18 protein-coding genes are annotated in these 18,680 nt (G+C 61.4%); 9 read left to right on the forward strand and 9 right to left on the reverse strand.

Annotated elements, in window-relative coordinates:
- Positions 1-107: 107 nt before the first annotated feature.
- Positions 108-1,433, reverse strand: coding sequence for a lysine N(6)-hydroxylase/L-ornithine N(5)-oxygenase family protein (locus HU737_RS07480; RefSeq protein WP_186553516.1), 1,326 nt, complete (start codon positions 1,431-1,433; stop codon positions 108-110).
- A gap of 196 nt (positions 1,434-1,629) precedes the next feature.
- On the opposite strand from HU737_RS07480, the gene HU737_RS07485 reads away from it, so the two are divergent.
- Entirely contained in the window at positions 1,630-2,064 is a 435-nt protein-coding gene (locus tag HU737_RS07485) for a kinetochore Spc7 family protein (protein ID WP_186553515.1), read from the forward strand.
- Between the two features lie 51 nt (positions 2,065-2,115).
- Here the strand turns inward: HU737_RS07485 and pbpG are convergent, their stop codons facing one another.
- On the reverse strand, positions 2,116-3,036 hold the full coding sequence (gene pbpG, locus HU737_RS07490) for a D-alanyl-D-alanine endopeptidase (RefSeq protein ID WP_186553514.1): 921 nt from the start codon (positions 3,034-3,036) through the stop codon (positions 2,116-2,118).
- A gap of 330 nt (positions 3,037-3,366) precedes the next feature.
- Here pbpG and HU737_RS07495 point away from each other — a divergent pair, with 330 nt between their 5' ends.
- The gene (locus HU737_RS07495; RefSeq protein ID WP_186553656.1) at positions 3,367-4,188 is read left to right on the forward strand and encodes a shikimate 5-dehydrogenase; all 822 of its coding nucleotides are present in this window, start codon (positions 3,367-3,369) and stop codon (positions 4,186-4,188) included.
- Between the two features lie 168 nt (positions 4,189-4,356).
- On the opposite strand, the gene HU737_RS07500 is transcribed toward HU737_RS07495, so the two are convergent.
- From HU737_RS07500 to HU737_RS07510, 3 genes are all read right to left on the reverse strand, one after another.
- A complete protein-coding gene (locus HU737_RS07500; protein ID WP_186553513.1) occupies positions 4,357-4,605 on the reverse strand; it encodes a hypothetical protein in 249 nt (82 codons plus the stop codon).
- Positions 4,606-4,706: 101 nt separating this feature from the next.
- Positions 4,707-5,228 (reverse strand): lactoylglutathione lyase, encoded by a 522-nt coding sequence (gene gloA / locus HU737_RS07505; RefSeq protein WP_186553512.1) that lies wholly within the window; start codon positions 5,226-5,228, stop codon positions 4,707-4,709.
- A 238-nt stretch (positions 5,229-5,466) separates the two neighbouring features.
- Positions 5,467-5,841: a histone-like nucleoid-structuring protein, MvaT/MvaU family gene (locus HU737_RS07510; protein ID WP_186553511.1), complete on the reverse strand. Its 375-nt coding sequence runs from the start codon at positions 5,839-5,841 to the stop codon at positions 5,467-5,469.
- A 361-nt stretch (positions 5,842-6,202) separates the two neighbouring features.
- Here HU737_RS07510 and HU737_RS07515 point away from each other — a divergent pair, with 361 nt between their 5' ends.
- Together HU737_RS07515 and cobF are read left to right on the forward strand one after the other, a co-directional pair.
- The gene (locus HU737_RS07515) at positions 6,203-7,492 is read left to right on the forward strand and encodes an OprD family porin (protein WP_186553510.1); all 1,290 of its coding nucleotides are present in this window, start codon (positions 6,203-6,205) and stop codon (positions 7,490-7,492) included.
- A gap of 64 nt (positions 7,493-7,556) precedes the next feature.
- Positions 7,557-8,306 carry a precorrin-6A synthase (deacetylating) gene (gene cobF / locus HU737_RS07520; RefSeq protein WP_186553509.1) on the forward strand — a complete coding sequence of 250 codons (750 nt, stop codon included), beginning with the start codon at positions 7,557-7,559 and terminating at the stop codon, positions 8,304-8,306.
- 70 nt (positions 8,307-8,376) lie between these two features.
- Here cobF and HU737_RS07525 read toward each other — a convergent pair whose 3' ends face one another.
- Positions 8,377-8,727, reverse strand: a complete 351-nt coding sequence (locus HU737_RS07525; protein WP_186553508.1) for a response regulator — start codon at positions 8,725-8,727, stop codon at positions 8,377-8,379.
- 261 nt (positions 8,728-8,988) lie between these two features.
- Here HU737_RS07525 and HU737_RS07530 point away from each other — a divergent pair, with 261 nt between their 5' ends.
- From HU737_RS07530 to HU737_RS07550, 5 genes are read left to right on the forward strand one after another with little or no spacing between them, the layout of a single operon-like run.
- A complete protein-coding gene (locus HU737_RS07530; RefSeq protein ID WP_186553507.1) occupies positions 8,989-12,450 on the forward strand; it encodes a response regulator in 3,462 nt (1,153 codons plus the stop codon).
- Positions 12,447-13,268, forward strand: a complete 822-nt coding sequence (locus HU737_RS07535) for a CheR family methyltransferase (protein ID WP_186553506.1) — start codon at positions 12,447-12,449, stop codon at positions 13,266-13,268. The genes HU737_RS07530 and HU737_RS07535 overlap by 4 nt, the downstream gene beginning before the upstream one ends.
- Positions 13,265-13,840 (forward strand): chemotaxis protein CheB, encoded by a 576-nt coding sequence (locus HU737_RS07540; RefSeq protein ID WP_186553505.1) that lies wholly within the window; start codon positions 13,265-13,267, stop codon positions 13,838-13,840. Before HU737_RS07535 ends, HU737_RS07540 begins: the two co-directional genes overlap by 4 nt.
- Complete coding sequence (locus tag HU737_RS07545; protein WP_186553504.1) at positions 13,834-15,060, forward strand: hybrid sensor histidine kinase/response regulator; 1,227 nt, start codon at positions 13,834-13,836, stop codon at positions 15,058-15,060. Before HU737_RS07540 ends, HU737_RS07545 begins: the two co-directional genes overlap by 7 nt.
- A 44-nt stretch (positions 15,061-15,104) precedes the next feature.
- The gene (locus HU737_RS07550; protein ID WP_186553503.1) at positions 15,105-15,482 is read left to right on the forward strand and encodes a response regulator; all 378 of its coding nucleotides are present in this window, start codon (positions 15,105-15,107) and stop codon (positions 15,480-15,482) included.
- A 72-nt stretch (positions 15,483-15,554) separates the two neighbouring features.
- Here HU737_RS07550 and HU737_RS07555 read toward each other — a convergent pair whose 3' ends face one another.
- The 3 genes from HU737_RS07555 to HU737_RS07565 all read right to left on the reverse strand — a co-directional run bounded on the left by HU737_RS07555 (position 15,555) and on the right by HU737_RS07565 (position 18,583).
- Positions 15,555-16,349, reverse strand: coding sequence for a class II aldolase/adducin family protein (locus tag HU737_RS07555; protein WP_186553502.1), 795 nt, complete (start codon positions 16,347-16,349; stop codon positions 15,555-15,557).
- A 21-nt stretch (positions 16,350-16,370) separates the two neighbouring features.
- Positions 16,371-17,507 carry an acyl-CoA dehydrogenase family protein gene (locus HU737_RS07560; protein WP_186553501.1) on the reverse strand — a complete coding sequence of 379 codons (1,137 nt, stop codon included), beginning with the start codon at positions 17,505-17,507 and terminating at the stop codon, positions 16,371-16,373.
- Between the two features lie 185 nt (positions 17,508-17,692).
- Positions 17,693-18,583 carry a LysR family transcriptional regulator gene (locus HU737_RS07565; protein ID WP_186553500.1) on the reverse strand — a complete coding sequence of 297 codons (891 nt, stop codon included), beginning with the start codon at positions 18,581-18,583 and terminating at the stop codon, positions 17,693-17,695.
- Positions 18,584-18,680: the final 97 nt, after the last annotated feature.

The raw sequence follows: 18,680 nt of genomic DNA on the forward strand, positions 1-18,680 counted from the left end.
GAGAATCAAAATCCTGCCTTTTTAAATGCAAGCAAATGTTTCAGAAAGCGCAAGCCGGCATGCGCGTTGAGGCGACATGCCGGCTTGAGGCCCAGCGTCAGGGCGGTTCAGGCACCGGTCAGGGCGGCTAGCGGTTGTGCATTGCCTTGTCGGGCCAGATCCTTGTACAGCGCCTGGCCGATTTCTGCGGCCCTTGCCGGCAACACCGAGAGCAGGGTGTCGCTCAGGCCGTGGGTGGTCTCGCAGAAGCCTTGCAGGTAGACCGACGCTTGCAGGTCCGGGCTTGCCAGCAGGCGGTAGTTGCGGTCGGCGCTGAAGTCATCCAGATAGCCTTCCAGCGGCGCCAGCAACTCGCGGTGCGAGCGACGCTCATAGCCGGTGGCGAGGATGACCGCATCGTAGCGGTGGGTCTGCTGATGGCCGGTAGCCAGGTCACGCAAAGTCAACTCGATGCCATCGCGCGTCGCCACGACCGCTTCGACATTGCGTCGGCATAGCACGTTATGCCGGAACTGGTGGGAAACCTTCTGCCGATAGAGGATGCCGTAGATGCGATCGATCAGATCCAGGTCGACCACCGAGTAGTTGGTGTTGTGGTATTCGCCGATCAGTTTGCTGCGTTGCTCGGCCGGTTCGTTATAGACCAGGTCGGTGTAGTCGGGGGCGAAGATCTCGTTGACGAACGGGCTGTCATCGGCGGGCTTCAAAGCGGTGGCGCGCAGGATCATGTCGACCTTGACCGAGGGGTAGCTGTCATTGAGGTCGATGAAGGCTTCGGCGGCGCTCTGCCCGGAGCCGATCACTGCGATGCGCATTGGCTTGCCCTCGGTGCAAGGCAGTTTGGCCAGGCTGCTGAGGTACTTGGAGTGGTGAAAGACCCGCGGGTCGTCCTTGAACGCGGTGAACTTCTCGGGGATCTTCGGCGTGCCGCCGCTGCCGATCACCACCGAGCGGGTGCGCCGGCTATGCTCGCGGCCATTGGCATCACGCGACACCAGGCGCAGGTGTTCGACCCGCCCGCCGGTCACTTCAGGCTCGATACGCAACACCTGCTCGCCGTACACCGCTTGGGCCGCAAAGTGCTCGGCTGCCCAGCGCAGGTAGTCGTTGTACTCAAGGCGGCAGGGGTAGAAAGTGCCCAGGTTGATGAAGTCGGCCAGACGCTGCTTCTGGTGCAGGTAGTTGACGAAGCTGTAGGGACTGGTGGGGTTGCGCAGCGAGACCAGGTCCTTGAGGAAGGAAATCTGCAGCTCGCTTTGGGTGGCCAGGGTGTCACCGTGCCAGCGGTAATCGTGTTGCTTGTCGATGAACAGCGCATCGAGCGCGTGGCCTTGGCTTTGGGCAAGCTCTTCCAGGGCGATGGCCAGGGCCAGGTTGGAAGGGCCGAAGCCCACGCCGATCAGGTCTTTGATTGTTTCTGGGGTCTGGCTCATGGCTGCGATTCCCTAAAGTTCGAATGTGGACGCCTGCCGGGGTCCGGCTCCTGCGCCTGATACACACTTGGAACGAGCCAGCTTTCAGGGAATTTAACCGACGACTGTTGCCTGGATGGGCTTGCGCCCTCAAGAACTGCACCGCCCGGCCGATAAGTGAGTCAACGCAAGGACCACCTCAAGGCAGGTTAAGAACATGGTTGGAATTACTGCAGTTACCATCAACAGTAATGCTTCGCTTGAGGCCGCGGCGAAAACCGCTCAGGTAAGCGAAGCCGAGCAGGGTGAGAAAGCGGGCGCAACCACCCAGGCAGACCTGGGCAAAGTCGCCGGTGGCGGCCAGGCGCCGGCAGCAGGCGCCAGTGAAGAAAGCAGTGAGCCTGCGCACATCAAGCAGTTGCGCGAGATGATCAAGCAGCTGCAAAAGCAGATGGCCGAGGAACAGAAGCAACTGGCTGATCTGATGGCGCAGAACACGGACGATACCGTCAAGTTGGCGGCCGTGACCGCCAAGCAGGCCAGTATCGCCACGCTCAATGGCCAGATCATGGCCGCTACCGCGCAGTTGCTCGAAGCACTGAGCAAGACCGGCGGCAGCAGCGCGGGCGGTATGGTCAATACGCAGGCGTGACAGCCGATTCGGGCCGCCGGGCGGCCCGTGTGCACAGGGTGCGCGACAGGCTCAGTCCGCCGCCACGCGATTGCGCCGCTCAGCCTTGTACTGCATGGCCACCGCAGGTGCCGGTTTGGCGGCGCCGGTCTCCAGCCACTGGCGCATGCGGCTGGCATCGGCAAAGTGGGTGTACTTGCCGAATGCATCGAGAATCACCATCGCGACCGGCCGGTTGTCCATCTTGGTCAGCAGCACCAGGCAGTGCCCGGCTTCATTGGTAAAGCCGGTCTTGGTCAGCTTGATATCCCAATTGCTCTTGTTGACCAGGTGGTCGGTGTTACGAAAGCCCAGGGTGTAGTTGGGCTTGCGGAACGCTACGGTTTTTTCGCGGGTGGTCGACAGCTCGCTCAACTGTGGGTACTTGCGCGAAGCCATCAGCAACTTGGCCAGGTCCCGTGCAGTGGAGACGTTCAAGGTCGACAGGCCGGTGGGTTCGACATACCGGGTGTGGCTCATGCCCAAGCTGCGGGCCTTGGCGTTCATGGCCTTGATGAACGCGTTGTAGCCGCCTGGGTAATGGTTGGCCAGGCTGTTGGCGGCGCGGTTTTCCGACGACATCAAGGTGATCAGCAAGGTCTCGCGGCGATCGAGCTGGCTGCCCAAGCGAACGCGGGAATAGACGCCCTTCATCTCCGGGTTGTTGGCGATGGTCATGCTGAGCATTTCGTCCATGGGCTGCTTGGCATCGAGCACCACCATCGCGGTCATCAGCTTGGTGACCGAAGCGATGGGGACCACGCGATCAGCGTGGCTCGAATACAACTCCTTATTGGTGTTCAGGTCGATCAGCAGGGCGCTGCCAGAGGCCAGGTGCAGTTTCGAAGGGTCGCGTTGAACCTGGGCCGGGGGTTGTGCAGCAGCGGTCGACGGAAGGGTCGCAGTTCCTGTGAGCAACAGCAGCAGGCTGAGGATGGACAGGGAAGTTTTCACGTTGAGGCTCACTAAAAGTTGGTATGTCGTTGGCTGTGCAAGGGTTTCCCCCAAAAAACCGTTGCATTGTGGAGTATGGTCGAAGTGCTGTCGATTGCTCGCTCAGAGCCGGCCATGAAATGAAAAAAGCTTCATGCTGGATCGGTTCTTCAGACGCCGTTCGTCGTCTGATCTTTTGCTTGGCGGGTGTTGGTTTGCGGCTCATCGCGGGGCAAGCCCGTTCCTGTAAGCCTGCGCTGAGCCTATGCCTGGCCTGCGATGAACTGAGGCGCGCCGGTGGCGCTGTCTGCTAGGCTGCGTAATCGATTCAGTGACGGTCAAGGAGTAACCCTGGCGATGACCCCTAGCAGAGACACCGTACTGTGCATTTCCCTGGCCGGCCGCCCCGGCACCTTTGGTGTGCGCTTTCACAATCACCTCTACCAGCAGTTGGGGCTGGATTACTACTACAAGGCCATGACCACCCAGGACCTGCCCGCTGCGGTCGCTGGGATCCGCGCCCTGGGGATCCGCGGCTGTGGGGTGTCGATGCCGTACAAGGAAGCGTGCATGGCCTTGGTCGACGAAATCGATCCGTCGGCGCAGGCGATCGAATCGGTCAACACCCTGGTCAACAGCAACGGCCATTTGAAGGCCTACAACACCGACTACCTGGCAGTGCGCCAGCTACTTGAGCAGCATCAGGTGGACCCGGCGACAGCTTTTGCCTTGCGTGGCAGTGGTGGAATGGCCAAGGCCGTGGCCAGCGCCTTGCGTGATGCCGGTTTTCGCGAGGGGCTCATCGTTGCCCGCAATGAGCAGGCTGGGCGGCAGCTGGCGGATGTCTGTGGTTATCGCTGGCAGGCCGAGCTGGGTGATCTGGCGCCGCCCATGTTGGTCAACGTGACGCCAATCGGCATGGCTGGCGGGGCTGAGGCCGAGCAGCTGGCATTTGCTGAAACGGCCATTGCCGCAGCCGAGCGAGTGTTCGATGTGGTCGCGATGCCTGCACTCACGCCACTGGTTCGCAAGGCGCAAGCGCTAGGTAAGCCGGTGATTACCGGGCTTGAGGTGATCGCCTTGCAGGCGCTGGAGCAGTTCGTGCTGTACACCGGCGTCAGGCCGACAGCTGAGCAGGTCGAATCTGCCATCGAATACGCGCGCGCTACCTGAATACTTAAACCGCCCGTTATGGGGCCGCTTCGCGCCCGTTCGCGGGCGAGCCCGCTCCCACAGGTACAGCGCCGTTCTCTAGATTGGCGCTGTACCTGTGGAAGCGGGCTTGTCGGGACGCCGAACCGCCGCGAAGGGCCGCGAAGCGGCCCCAATTAGTGGGCGATATCATGGCGTTCGTCTATCACCATCGAGCTTCTGATCCACCAGCCATTTGCCGTGGGCCAGAGACGCATGCTGGGCGTTGTTCAGATCAGACAGCAAGGCCATTTTCAGCGGAAGCGCCAAGCGCCTGCTGGTGTGGCCTTCAGGGTCGGTGATCAGGCATCCAGCGGCGTAGGGCAGGGGTGACCCAGGGTGGGCCATGACGCTGGCAGTGATGGTGTGGTCGCGGTATTCACAGTGAAGGGTTTGCATCGTCCTTACCTCGCTGTGGTGTGGAAGCGGTTACTTCCATATACCACAGCAAGGGGCCGGTAGTTCCCGGCCCGACGAGCGCGCCCAGGCGGGCGGCGTGCTTACAGCTCGGTTGGCTGGATCACTTCGACCCAGTAGCCATCCGGGTCCTTGATGAACGCCAGGTGGTTCATGCGGCCATCGGCCAGGCGTTTCTGGAACGGCACGTCGAGCGCTTCGAAGCGCGCGCAGGCAGCCACGACGTCTGGCACCGAGATGCAGATATGGCCGAAACCACGTGGATCGCTGTTGCCGTTGTGGTACGCGAACTCAGGATCGTTCTCGGTGCCGTGGTTGTGGGTCAACTCCAGTACGCCTGGGATCGACTTCATCCACTGGTGGCGGGCCGCGTCATCGGCAGGGATCTGCGCCGGGTCGACCAGGGCCAGGAAGTACAGGCTGAACTGTGCTTCGGGGAAGTCGCGCTTGTCTACCAAGCGAAAACCCAGGACGCGGGTGTAGAAGTCCAGCGACTTCTCGATGTCCTTGACCCGCAGCATGGTGTGGTTGAAGACGAATTGAGCGGTGGCGGTGTCCGGCTGAGCGGTAACGCCAGGCAGGGTGTTCAGATCGTTCAGGCTCATGGGGGCTCCAGAGACGGGGCCGGGCCCTAGGCTTTGTATCCTGGGGCGCCAGCGGTAAAGACAGGCCGGCCATGATACGGGACTGAAGCGATTGCGCAAAATGAAAGCGCCCTGCACGAGGGCAGGGCGCTTGAATTAGAGGCCCGCGTGTGCGGGCGCAGATGGGGTCGCTAATCCTTTAGCTGGTTCGATAGTGCGCCAGGCGCTGTGAAAAAAGTGTGAAGTGTATGTGCACGTTTCATGGCCGCAACCAACTTTCTACCGTCTTGGCGCCATACTCCTCTTTCCAGGCTTTAAGGCCCCGGTGATTGCCACCTTTGGTCTCGATCAGTTCTCCGGTGTGCGGGTTCTCGTAGACTTTCACTACCCGGGGTCGACGCTGCTGTTTGGGCGCCGCGCCCGGCGTCTTGGAAGCCACCTTGCTGCCGGCTTTAGGGTCGAGGATGGCAACGATATCGCGCAGGCCCTTGTCATAGCTTTTCATCAGCCCGAGTAGTTTCTGCTCGAATTCGATTTCGCGTTTGAGGCCGGCATCCTTTTTCAGCGCTTCCAGTTGGGCAATCTGTTCCTGGAGGGCTTTTTCGGCAGCACGAAACTCTGCAAGTCTGGACACTGTCATCACTCCTGTAATTCAACTGTGGCAAGGGCGTGACGAACATTGAAGACGCGTTAAACGCCGGCCACGTGGGTGGGTACAGCTGTTCGCTGTGGTCGAGTGTAGTAGTCGCTGGCTAGTGGGTAAACCGTAAACTTTCAATCAATTGATCTGGAACTAATTTAGTTTTTCGAACGGCAATTTATAACGTCCACGGGTGCCAACCGCCAGTTGTTTAGACCATGGTCCAATTGCCCGCGCCAGAGGCTTTGGGTGAACATTCAAGATGCTGGTCGATATGTCTTCGGCTGTGCTGCAGTACCGCGGCCATTGACGGCGGCGGATTTGTTTTCGCCTTTCTTTTTGGATGTTCCCTCGCATGTTTGCCCCCCTCCCACTCGCCCCCGGGCGTCGTGTTGCCGGCCTGTTCTTGCTGTGTGCCGGTGTCAATGCCCAGGCCGCCGGTTTTGTTGAAGACACCACGGCCAAGCTTGAAGCACGCAATGTCTATTTCAACCGGGATTTTCGTGACGGCCACAGCAGTTCCAGCCAAGGCGCGTCCAAGCGCGAAGAGTGGGCCCAAGGCTTTATTCTCAATGTTCAGTCTGGTTATACCCAAGGGCCGATCGGTTTTGGTGTAGATGCGTTGGGCATGCTCGGCTTCAAGCTCGATTCAAGCCCGGCCGACAGTAACAGTGGTTTGCTGCCCTCCAGCGGGCATGACCCACGCCGCTCTGCCGACCAATACGCAAAGCTCGGTGTGGCCGGCAAGGTGAAAGTTTCCAACACTGTACTCAAGTACGGTTCGATGATGCCGGATGTGCCGCTGCTCAAGTACAACGACGGTCGTTTGCTGCCGACCCTGTTCCATGGTGCGATGCTTACCTCCGAAGAAGTGCATGACCTCAAGTTCACCCTGGCGCGCTTGAACCAGTACACCGCGCGGGACTCCACCGATCGCCAGGACATTCGCGTTCATTGCAAGAACAAGCGCTATGCCTGCGATATCGAAGCCGATCACTTTGACCTGGCGGGCCTGGACTATCGCTTCAACGACCGCCTGAGCGCGCAATACCAGGTGGCCAAGCTTGAAAACATCTACCGCCAGCACTTCCTCGGTGTGGTTGCCAGCCAGCCGCTGGCGATGGGTAGCCTGTCGGCCGACCTGCGCCTGATCAAGAGTGACGACATTGGAAACGCTCGCGCCGGCGAGATCGATCATCGTGCCTTCAGCGGCATGCTCGGCTACAGCCTGGGTGGCCACAAAGTCAGCGCTGGCTGGCAGCGCATGTATGGCGAAAGTGCCATGCCTTACCTCGATGGCAGCAACCCGTACTTGGTCAACTACGCCCAGGTCAACGACTTCGCTGCCGCCCAGGAGCGCTCCTGGCAGCTGCGCTATGACTACGACTTCAAGGCGCTGGGCGTGCCGGGCTTGAGCTTCTTCACCCGCTACATCAACGGCGACCATATCAAGGTCCCGGGCAGCCGCGACGAGGGCAAGGAATGGGAGCGCGACACCGAGCTCAAGTACCAAGTGCAGAGCGGCACTTTCAAGGACGTCAGCGTGCGCCTGCGTAACTCCACCTACCGTAGCAACTATGAGAAGTGGGCACGCGACATGGACGAAACCCGGGTCATTGTCAGCTACAACTTCTCGATCCTGTAAGTCGCTTTGCCAAAGCCCTGCGGCCAGCGCGACAATGGCCGCAGGTTCACAGACGGGCAGAGCGATGAAGCAGCTGTTACTGATCGGCATCGGGCCTGGCGATCCACGCCAGGTCACCTACGAGGCTGTGGATGCACTCAAGCGTGCCTCGGTGTTCTTCGTGCTCGACAAGGGCACCGACAAAGACGACTTGCTGCACCTGCGCAAGGCCATCCTTGAGCGTTACCGGCCGCAGGGCGGCTACCGCCTGGTGCAGGTCGAAGACCCGCTGCGCGACGGCCAGGCGGCCGATTATGTCGGCGCCGTGCGCGACTGGCACCAGCAGCGCGCGGCACTGTATGCGCGTTTGCTCGACGAGCAGTTGCAGCCCGGTGATGTCGGCGCCTTCCTGCTTTGGGGAGAGCCTGGTTTGTATGACAGCACCCTGCGCATCCTTGACCTGGTGCGTGAGCTGGGTGTGCTGCTTGAGCTGCAGGTGATCCCCGGCATCAGCAGTGTCCAGGCCCTTGCCGCGCGCCACCAGATCCCCCTCAATCGCATTGGCGAGCCACTGACGGTGTTGCCTGGTCGGCGCCTGGTCGAACAGGGGCGAATCGACAACGTGGTGGTGATGCTCGATGGCCAGTGCGCGTTCGCCGGATTGGACGATCCACAGCTGCACATCTACTGGGGCGCGTATTTAGGGACGGCGGACGAAATTCTGATCGCCGGGCCCCTGCAGCAGGTCAAGGCGAGGATCGTTCAGGTGCGAGAGCAGGCTCGCCGGCGTAAGGGGTGGATCATGGATACCTACTTGTTGCGCCGAACAATCTAGAGGGATTTTGCCTGTTGCGGCCTCATCGCGAGCAAGCCGGTCCTACACCGTCATCACCCAGATCGGACGCTTAGGGTGCGCCGAGAATCCCCACCACTTTGTCGCGTAGCTGATCGATGCTGAACGGCTTACCGATCATGTGCATGCCTTCAGGCACGTTGAAGCTGTCGGCATAGCCGCTGGCAAACAATACCGGCAGCAACGGGCGGATTTCCCGCGCTTTGCCCGCCAGCTCTTCGCCGCGCATGTCCGGCAAGCCGACGTCGGTCATCAGCAGGTCCAGGGGCTGGTCGGGGTTCTCGAGAATCCGCAGGGCAGCGGTGGCGGTGTCCGCTTCGATGGCCGTGTAGCCCAGCTCGTCGAGCACTTCGACCATCAGCATGCGAACGATGTCGTCGTCTTCGACTACCAGAAGGTGCATTGATCGGGATCCTGTACAAAAGAAGTGTCTCTACTCTGTGCCCAGAGCAGTGGCAGAAGTTCCCCAGCATAACGTTGCTGGTAATTCGATGGAACGATTGACGCACGCTGTTCTCAAATACTGGCTAAATGCCCCTGCCAGATGCGGCAAAGCTGGTTAGACTTTGCGCTTGAACCAGTCAGCGCAGCAGCGGGCGCCACGCTACCAAGGGTGTTTCCGCCACATGTATTCAACGGACTTTTTTCGCTCGGGCGTTTTCAGATGATTCAAGCAGCCTCGATGGACCAGCAAAGCTTTCGCAAGCTGTTGAGCCGCAACGTCGGCTTGCCTTTAGGGGTGGGCCTGCTAGGCGCCGTGGCCTTCGTCGCGGTGATCAACTACCTGCTCTCGGCCATGCAGTGGGTCGAGCACACCGACCGGGTGATCGGCAATGCCAATGAAACGGTCAAGCTGTCGATCGACATGGAAACCGGCATGCGCGGTTTTCTGATCACCGGCGATGAACGCTTCCTCGACCCTTATGAGGTGGCTAAACCGCGGATCTTCAGCAGCCTCGAAAGCCTGCGCGAGATGGTCTCGGACAACCCGACCCAGGTTGAGCGGGTTAATCGGCTGATCGCCCTGCAAAGAGCCTGGAATGATTTTGGCCATGAGATGATTGGCCTGCGCCGCACCCAGGGCGACTATCAACTGGCCCTTGGTAACGGTCGCGGCAAGCGGATCACCGACGAAATCCGTAAAGAATTCGACGCCTTGGTTGCAGCCGAACAGCAGCTGCGCCAGGCGCGTAACGAAACGGTCAATACGGTCACCGTGACCGCCATCAGCGCGTTCGTGCTGTTCATCGTTGCCTTGAGTGGCTTGTTGGCCTACCTGGGCCGTCGCGATCTGTTGGCGCTGTCTGATAGCTATACCGAGAACCTGCAAGCCCAGCAGCGTTCGGCTGAGCGCCTGGAACACCAGGCCTGGTTGCGCAACGGCCAGACGCAGCTGGCCGAACAGGTGCTGGGCCAGCTGACCCTGCCCATGCTCGGTGACAACATCTTGCGTTTCTTCGCCACTTATCTGGGCAGTGTGGTGGGCGCCCTCTATGTGCGTAACGAGCATGGCCAGCTGTTGCGAGTGGCCAGTTATGGCCTGAACGCCGAAGAGCAGGCCCGCACCCAGACCCTCGGCTCGCATGACGGCTTGCTGGGCGAGGCTGTACGCCAGGCGCGCATCGTGCGCCTCGAGCAGCTGCCCGAAGACTATTTTCATCTCAGTTCAGGGCTTGGCAGCGGCTTGCCACGCAGCGCGCTGCTGATGCCCAGCCGCGATGATGGCCAGATCAACGGCGTGCTCGAACTGGGCTTCCTGCGTCCGCTCAGCGAGCGTGACCAGGAGATGCTGGAGCGGGTCGCGGAAAACGTCGGCATGTCGATCGAGAGCGCCCGCTATCGCCAGCGCCTGCAAGAAGTGCTGGCCGAGACGCAACAGCTCAATGAAGAGTTGCAGGTCCAGCAGGAGGAGCTCAAGACCGCCAACGAAGAGTTGGAAGAACAGTCGCGGGTGCTCAAGGAGTCCCAGGCGCATCTGGAAACCCAGCAGGCCGAGCTTGAGCAGACCAACGAGCAACTGTCCGAGCGCACCGACGCCCTGGATCGCAAGAACAGCGAGCTCAACCAGGCCCAGCAAGAGCTGCAAGCGCGCGCCGAAGACCTGCAGCGCTCGAGCAAGTACAAGTCCGAGTTCCTCGCCAACATGTCGCACGAGCTGCGCACGCCGCTCAATAGCTCGCTGATCCTGGCCAAGCTGTTGGCTGAGAATGGCGAAGGCAACCTCAGCGAGGAGCAGGTCAAGTTCGCCGATTCGATCTATTCGGCCGGCAACGACCTGCTCAACCTGATCAATGACATCCTCGACATCGCCAAGGTCGAGGCCGGCAAACTCGAAGTGCGCCCCGAGACCACTCAGGTCGAGCGTCTGGTCGAGGGCCTGCGCGGCATGTTCCAGCCGCTGGCGGCCGACAAGGGCCTGGACTTCCAGGTGCAACTCGAGCATCCGTTGCCGGCGACCCTGTTCACTGACCGCCAGCGCCTGGAGCAGATTCTCAAGAACCTGCTGTCCAACGCCATCAAGTTCACCGAGCGCGGCCAAGTCAGCATGACCATCAGCCAGCAGGCCGGACTAGGCATTGTGTTCGCCGTACGCGACAGCGGCATTGGCATTGCTGCCGATCAACAGCAAGCGATCTTCGGCGCCTTCCACCAGGTCGACGGCACCAGCAACCGCCGCTATGGCGGCACGGGCCTGGGCCTGTCGATCTCGCGCGACTTGGCGCACCTGCTCGGGGGCCAGATCAGTGTCGACAGTAGCCCCGGACAAGGCAGCGTGTTCAGCTTGATCCTGCCCGAGCGCTATGAATCGGACGCTGAGCAGGTCGAAGTGCAAACCCTGCGTCCGGCCGTGGATCAACTGCCGCCGGCGCCACAGCTGGCGGCGCCGGCGCCGGTGGCCCGGCATAACTTTGCCGACGACCGTGAGCTGGCACCCTTTAGCAATCGCTGCATCCTGGTCATCGAGGACGAGCCGAATTTTGCCCGCATCCTGTTCGACCTGGCCCATGAGCTGGGCTACAGCTGCCTGGCCGCCCAGGGCGCCGACGAAGGCTTCCAGCTCGCCGCACAGTACTTGCCGGACGCGATCCTGCTGGACATGCGCCTGCCCGATCACTCCGGGCTTACCGTGCTGCAGCGTCTGAAGGAACAAGCCAGCACCCGCCACATCCCGGTGCACATCATTTCGGTCGAAGACCGCATCGAAGCGGCCATGCACATGGGCGCAGTCGGCTATGCGGTCAAGCCCACCAGCCGCGAGCAGCTCAAGGAAGTCTTCGCCCGCCTGGAAGCCAAGCTGACGCAGAAACTCAAGCACATCCTGCTGGTCGAAGACGACGACCTGCAACGCGAGAGCATTGCCCGCCTGATCGGCGACGACGATATCGAGATCACCGCCGTGGCCATGGCCCAGGACGCCCTGGAGTTGCTGCGCGAGAACATCTATGACTGCATGATCATCGACCTGAAGCTGCCAGACATGCTCGGCAACGAGCTGCTCAAGCGCATGACCGCCGAGGATATCCGCAGCTTCCCGCCAGTGATCGTCTACACCGGGCGCAACCTCACCCGGGAAGAAGAGACCGACCTGCTCAAGTACTCGCGCTCGATCATCATCAAAGGCGCACGCTCGCCTGAGCGTCTGCTCGATGAGGTCACGCTGTTCTTGCACAAGGTCGAATCGCAGTTGTCCAACGAGCGCCAGCGCATGCTCAAGACCGCGCGCAGCCGCGACAAGGTGTTCGAGGGGCGCAAGATCCTCCTGGTCGATGACGATGTACGGAATATCTTCGCCCTGACCAGCGCCCTGGAGCACAAGGGCGCCATCGTCGAGATTGGCCGCAACGGGCGCGAAGCGCTCGAGCAATTGGACAAGCACGACGACATCGACCTGGTGCTGATGGATGTGATGATGCCGGAGATGGACGGCTACGAGGCGACCCGGCTGATCCGCCAGCAACCGCGCTGGCGCAAACTGCCGATCATCGCCGTAACCGCCAAGGCGATGAAGGACGACCAGCAGCGCTGCCTGCAAGCAGGCGCCAATGACTACCTGGCCAAACCGATCGATCTGGACCGACTGTTCTCCCTGATCCGCGTCTGGCTGCCGCAACTGGAGCGAATTTGACTAGCGAGCGCAACACCGATATCGAGATCCGGCTGCTGATCGAGGCGATCTACCTCAAGTACAGCTACGATTTTCGCAATTACTCCGGCGCTTCGATCAAGCGTCGGATCCTTCACGCCCTGCGCCAGTTCGACTGTCGCACGGTGTCGGCGCTGCAAGAGCGGGTGCTGCACGACCCCGGCATGTTCATGCAGTTGCTGCAGTTCCTCACCATTCCGGTCAGCGAGATGTTTCGCGATCCCGGCCATTTCCTTGCCTTGCGTGAGGAAGTGGTGCCGCTGCTGCGCACCTGGCCCTCGATCAAGATCTGGATCGCCGGCTGCAGCACGGGCGAGGAGGTCTACTCCATGGCCATCCTGCTGCGCGAGGAAGGGCTGCTGGAGCGCACCATCCTCTATGCCACCGACATCAATCCGCACTCGCTGGAAAAAGCCAAGCAGGGCATCTACTCGATGCAGAGCATGCACGGTTACGAAGAAAACTACCGCAAGGCGGGCGGGCGGCGCGACTTCAATGAGTACTACACCGCCGCCTACGGCAACGCCATCATGGACAGCAGCCTGCGCGACAACGTCACCTTCGCTGACCACAGCCTGGCCACCGACAGCGTGTTTTCCGAAACCCAGCTGGTGTCGTGCCGCAATGTGCTGATCTATTTCAACAAGGACCTGCAGGATCGCGCCTTGGGCCTGTTTCACGAATCGTTGTGCCACCGCGGCTTTTTGCTGCTCGGCAGCAAAGAGTCGGTAGACTTCTCCGCCTACAGCGACCGTTTCGAAGCGTTGGTCAAGCCTGAACGGATTTTTCGCAAATCATGAACGGCGTCGATGCGGTAGTCATCGGCGCCTCGGCCGGCGGTGTCGCTGCGCTGTTCAAAGTGCTCGGCGGATTGCCACAGGGCTTTGCCATCCCGGTGCTGTGCGTGCTGCACCTGCCCGACGATCGCCACAGCCAGTTGGCCGAAGTGCTGCAGCGCAAGATTGGCCGCCCGGTGCGTGAGGCGCTGGACAAGGCGACGATCGAGCCGGGGCTTATCTATGTCGCAGGGCCCGGTTATCACCTGTCGGTGGAGGGTGATTTGAGCCTGTCGCTGAGCCAGGAGGCGCCGGTGCATTTCTCCCGCCCGGCGATCGATTTTCTGTTCACCTCCGCGGCTGATGCTTATCGCGCGGGGTTGCTTGGCGTGCTCCTGACCGGTGCCAACGAAGACGGCGCCCAGGGCCTTGCCTATATCAAACAATGCGGAGGCCGGACGGTGGTCCAGGACCCTGAAGATGCACAGGTCGCGCTGATGCCGGAGGCTGCGCTGGCCCTGCACAGCCCAGACCATATACTTTCTCTGAGCGGTATCGGGCAGTTGCTCGCCACCCTGGAAGCTCGCGCATGCTAAGCCAAATCATCGCCAAACTGCTGATCGTCGACGACCTGCCGGAAAACCTGCTGGCCCTCGACGCCCTGATCCACGGCGAGGATCGTGAGGTGCATCAGGCGCAATCGGCCGAGCAGGCCTTGTCGCTGCTGCTCGAACATGAGTTCGCCCTGGCCATTCTCGATGTGCAGATGCCGGGCATGAATGGCTTCGAGCTGGCCGAACTGATGCGTGGCACGGAAAAGACCAAGAACATCCCCATCGTCTTCGTCAGCGCCGCCGGGCGCGAAATGAACTACGCCTTCAAAGGCTACGAAAGCGGCGCAGTGGACTTTTTGCACAAGCCGCTCGATACCCTGGCGGTGAAGAGCAAGGTCTCGGTGTTCGTCGACCTGTATCGCCAGCGCAAAGTCCTCGATCGCCAATTACAGGCGTTGGAGCGCAGCCGCCAGGAGCAAGAGCTGCTGCTCAGCCAACTGCAGGTGGCCCGCGGCGAGCTGGAGCACGCGGTGCGTATGCGCGATGACTTCATGTCGATCGTCTCGCACGAAGTGCGCACCCCGCTCAACGGCCTGATCCTTGAAGCCCAGCTGCGCAAGATGCACCTGGCACGGGGTAATCTGGCCGCGTTCAGCGAGGACAAGCTGCAGGCCATGGTCGAGCGCGACGAGCGGCAGATCAACAGCCTGATCCGCCTGGTCGAAGACATGCTCGACGTCTCGCGCATCCGCACCGGCAAGTTGTCGCTGCGGCCCAAACCGTTCGATCTCGCCCAGCTGGTGCGCGGCCTGCTGGAGAATTTCGTCGCCCAGGCTAGCGCGCTGGACACGCGCATCGAGCTGGAACAGTGCCAGGCCCTGGCCGGCGAGTGGGATGAATTTCGGATTGAACAAGTGCTGGCCAACCTGTTGTCCAATGCCTTGCGCTACGGGCAACGACGACCGGTCAAGGTGCGGGTGTTCGCCCAGGACGGCATGGCCTGGGTGCAAGTCCAGGACCAGGGCATTGGCATCAGCGCCGCCAACCAGCAGCGGATATTCCAGCAGTTCGAGCGGGTGGCGGCCCAGCAGGCCAGCGGTGGCCTGGGCCTGGGGCTGTATATTTCCGAGCAGATCGTCCAGGCCCATGGCGGGCGCATTCAGGTCGACAGTGAGGAGGGCAAGGGCTCGACATTCAGCGTGCTGTTGCCGCTACCGGCGCTGTCGCAACAAACCGACCAGGCGCAGGCAACCTCTGCGTAAGCCTGGGGTCAGATGGCCAACTTATTGAATTTCAAGGCGTTGTCATGAGCGAAGATGCACAAGACGTGGTACTGGTGGTCGAGGATGAACCGGCGATTCGGATGATCCTGCGTGATTACCTGTCCGGTGAGGGCTACCACGTGCTGGTGGCCGAGGATGGCCAGCAGGCGTTTGACATTCTGGCGAGAAAACCGCACCTGGATCTGATCGTCACCGACTTTCGCTTGCCGGGCGGCATTTCTGGGGTGCAGATCGCTGAGCCTGCAGTGAAGCTGCGACCGGATCTGAAGGTGATCTTCATCAGCGGTTATCCGGCGGAGATCCTCGAATCCGGCAGCCCGATCGCGCGCAAGGCACCGATTCTGGCCAAGCCGTTTGATCTGGATACCCTGCACGAGCAGATCCAGATGCTGCTGCGCTGATCATTCAAGGCCTCATCGCACGGGGCAAGCCGCTGCCGCCTTGCCCGCGATCAAGCCCCTACCGGCGAGCCGTCACTGCTGGTAATCGCGCCCTTCGCGATCGAGCTGACGGATCAGTGCATCCCAATGGCGCTGAATGCCTTCTCCAAGCCCATCGGAAAAGCGTTTGGACTGCTCGTGCACCTTGGCAATCGCCGCCGCTGAGGCGTGCAGCAACTCGGCATTGCCGCCCGCCTGCGCCGCCACCTGGATGTTGCAGGCACGTTCCAGCCCGTGCAGTTCACGGAACGCGTGCTCGACGCTGATGCCGCCGGTCAGCAGGCCATGATTGCGCAGGATGAGAATGTTGCTCTGACCCAGATTGGCCACCAAGCGTTGCTGCTCGTCCAGATCCAGCGCCACGCCTTCGTAGTCGTGATAGACCACGCGGCTGTAATAGGCCAAGCCATGCTGGGAAATCGGCAGCAAGCCGTGGCGCTGTGCCGACACCGCCGCACCATCGCGGGTATGGGTGTGCAGCACGGCTTTCAGATCCGGGCGAGCGCGGTGGATAGCACTGTGAATGACATAGCCGGCCTGGTTGATGCCCAGCCCCAGCGGATCATCGATGATGCTGCCATCGACGTCGACCTTGACCAGGTTGGAGGCGGTGATCTCGTCGAACAGCAGGCCGAAGGCGTTGATCAAGAAGTGCTCGTCCGGGCCTGGCACGCGGGCCGAGAAGTGCGTGTAGATATGGTCGGTCCAGCGAAACAGCGCCGCCAGGCGATAGGCGGCGGCCAGCTTGACCCGCACCTCCCACTCCTGGCTGCTGACTCGCTGGCGCACCGAGCGGGTGGCATCGGTGACGATAGACAATGAACGCATGACAATCTCCGCTAGAGGGGGTTATGCACTGGCCTGCGCCAGCGCTGCACGACCAACCTGGCCGAGGACTACGTCGTCTTGTGGGGTGTGGATGCGGCTGCACAGCACGTCGCGATAATGCCGCTCCAGCGGGTTACGCCGCGACAGCCCGGGATTGCCAGCGGCTTCGATGGCCAGTTCGACCGCGCTGATGGCGTTGCTGCTGACCAGGTGCTTGATCTGCCCGGCATGCCGCGCATCGACCTGCCCGGCGGCCGCAGAGTCGAGCAGGGTGCGGTTGGCGAACAGCAGCGTGTCGATACGCCCGAGCACTTCCTGGAACCGCGCAAGGCTCGCCAGCGGCGCGCCGAGGTTGCTGGGTGTGCGCGATTGCAGGAACTGCACCAGCCAGTCGCGTGCGGCCTGGGCCACGCCATCGTACAGCGCTGGCAGCAGCACCGACATCCACAGCTGGCCTTCGCCATCGAGCTCCGGGCGTGGCGCGCTGGCCGGGCTGACGTTGACCGCATGATCAAGTGGGATCAGTACATCGTCGAAGCGCACTTCATGGCTGCAGGTGGCGCGCATGCCCAAGTGATCCCACTCATCGATGATGCGGATGCCGGGGCTGTCCTTGTGCACCAGGAAGCCGCCGATCAGAGGATCGCTGTCGTCACTGCGTGCCCACACCAGGTACCAGGTCAGGCCGTGGCTGCCGGTGGAGTAGATCTTGCGCCCAGACACTCGCCAGCCTTCAGCGGTGCGTCGCGCCACGGTCGCAGGCAGGCCACCGCGCGTCGGCGTGCCCAGTTCTGGCTCGACCCGAAAGGCGTTGATCAGCGCGCCGTTGTCCACGGCATCGCGAGCCACCCGCAGGCGCAGGTGCTCGGGCCAGCGGCCGTGCTCTTGCAAGCGCACGTGTTGCAGATACTGCATCGCCAGGATCAGCGCAGTGGCCGGGTCGCCCTTGCCGACGGCGGCAATCACCCGCCGCGCGGTAGCCAAGTCTGCACCGCCGCCGCCCAGGGCGCTGGGTACGGTCAGCCCGAGCAGGCGGTATTGGTGCAGCAGGGTGAAATTGTCGTGGGGGAACTGACCACTGCGGTCATAGCGCTCGGCGTTGGCAGCCAGGGCCTGAGTAAGCTCGGCCAGGGCGCGATCGGAGGGTGGGTGACTCATGGGTATTCATCCCTGGAACACGGTAGGTTTGTTAAGACCGTATTCGTCTGGATCAGCGCTGTAAAAGTCTTTTTGGTTCTATGCTAATTATTTGTTTTAAGAATTTAATTTATCCTGCTTTATGCATTTATTTCATTTGTAGTCTTGAGTGACGCCTTGATCCGCAGCCAAGGGTACAGCGAGGCCTAGCTGCGCAACCGCGCCCCGGCAATTTCGCCAAACAGCTCCACCGGCTCCTGCAAATTGCCCAGGTAGCGCGGATGGAACAGCCACAGATCCACCTGCGGCTTGAAATCACTGACGTTGACCACCTCCAGTTGATCCCTGTGACGACTGGCCAGCAGCAGCGGTTCAGGCACCAGCCCCAGGCCCTGGCCACTGGCGACCAGGCCCAACTGCAAGTCCGTACCAAAGGTCTCCAGGTTGATCGACAGCGACAAACCCTGCTCACTGAGCGCCCGTTGCAGACCTGCGCGGAACCCGCAACCATCAGGGTTGAGCACCCAGCCTCGGGTATAGCAGTCCTTGAGCTTGTAGCTGCGCTTGCTGGCACTGCCCTTGGCTGCCACCACGCGCAGCGGCATGCGCCCGATCGACTGGCTGGCGATGCCTTCGGGGAAGATCTTGCCGGGCGGGAACAGTGCGGCTGCAGCATCGAGCTCGCCGTTTTCCATGCGCGTGATCAAGCTGCTGCCCCAGCCGCTGCTGACCTGGGTGCGCAACACCGGATAGGCCTCGCGAATCTTCGCCAGGGCATCGAGCAAGACCACATCGCCCAAGGTTTGCGGCACGCCTAGGCGCAGGGTGCCGGAGGGGGCGCCATCGTTGGCCACCAGCTCGCGCAGGGCATCGATTTCACGCAGGATCGCCTTGCACTGCTCATACACCCGCAAGCCCATCGGCGTGGGTTTGAGGGGTTTGGTATTGCGGTCGAGCAGGGTGGCGCCCAGGTCTTGCTCGAAGTTCTGCAGGCGCCGCGTGATGGCCGGCTGGGTCAGTTGCAGGGCTTCGGCGGCAAGGTTGGTCGACTGGCAACGGATAACCGCCACGAAGGCGTCCATGTCATCGATTTTCATATTCGGCGCTCACATATTGAGACGGGAAAACATACCTCTGAAGAATAATCTGCCTACGCTCGGTTGTCACAGTTGGCGTTAATCAGTTACGGCCTTT

This window comes from Pseudomonas urmiensis (assembly GCF_014268815.2).
In the GTDB taxonomy this organism is placed as follows: Bacteria; Pseudomonadota; Gammaproteobacteria; order Pseudomonadales; family Pseudomonadaceae; genus Aquipseudomonas; species Aquipseudomonas urmiensis.

What these genes read in the sequence shown, in the direction of transcription:
- HU737_RS07480 (WP_186553516.1), bottom strand. Translation starts at nt 1,433, where the DNA reads ATGAGCCAGACCCCAGAAACAATCAAAGACCTGATCGGCGTGGGCTTC.
- HU737_RS07485 (WP_186553515.1), top strand. Translation starts at nt 1,630, where the DNA reads ATGGTTGGAATTACTGCAGTTACCATCAACAGTAATGCTTCGCTTGAG.
- HU737_RS07500 (WP_186553513.1), bottom strand. Translation starts at nt 4,605, where the DNA reads ATGCAAACCCTTCACTGTGAATACCGCGACCACACCATCACTGCCAGC.
- gloA (WP_186553512.1), bottom strand. Translation starts at nt 5,228, where the DNA reads ATGAGCCTGAACGATCTGAACACCCTGCCTGGCGTTACCGCTCAGCCG.
- HU737_RS07515 (WP_186553510.1), top strand. Translation starts at nt 6,203, where the DNA reads ATGTTTGCCCCCCTCCCACTCGCCCCCGGGCGTCGTGTTGCCGGCCTG.
- cobF (WP_186553509.1), top strand. Translation starts at nt 7,557, where the DNA reads ATGAAGCAGCTGTTACTGATCGGCATCGGGCCTGGCGATCCACGCCAG.
- HU737_RS07525 (WP_186553508.1), bottom strand. Translation starts at nt 8,727, where the DNA reads ATGCACCTTCTGGTAGTCGAAGACGACGACATCGTTCGCATGCTGATG.
- HU737_RS07530 (WP_186553507.1), top strand. Translation starts at nt 8,989, where the DNA reads ATGATTCAAGCAGCCTCGATGGACCAGCAAAGCTTTCGCAAGCTGTTG.
- HU737_RS07540 (WP_186553505.1), top strand. Translation starts at nt 13,265, where the DNA reads ATGAACGGCGTCGATGCGGTAGTCATCGGCGCCTCGGCCGGCGGTGTC.
- HU737_RS07545 (WP_186553504.1), top strand. Translation starts at nt 13,834, where the DNA reads ATGCTAAGCCAAATCATCGCCAAACTGCTGATCGTCGACGACCTGCCG.
- HU737_RS07550 (WP_186553503.1), top strand. Translation starts at nt 15,105, where the DNA reads ATGAGCGAAGATGCACAAGACGTGGTACTGGTGGTCGAGGATGAACCG.
- HU737_RS07555 (WP_186553502.1), bottom strand. Translation starts at nt 16,349, where the DNA reads ATGCGTTCATTGTCTATCGTCACCGATGCCACCCGCTCGGTGCGCCAG.
- HU737_RS07560 (WP_186553501.1), bottom strand. Translation starts at nt 17,507, where the DNA reads ATGAGTCACCCACCCTCCGATCGCGCCCTGGCCGAGCTTACTCAGGCC.
- HU737_RS07565 (WP_186553500.1), bottom strand. Translation starts at nt 18,583, where the DNA reads ATGAAAATCGATGACATGGACGCCTTCGTGGCGGTTATCCGTTGCCAG.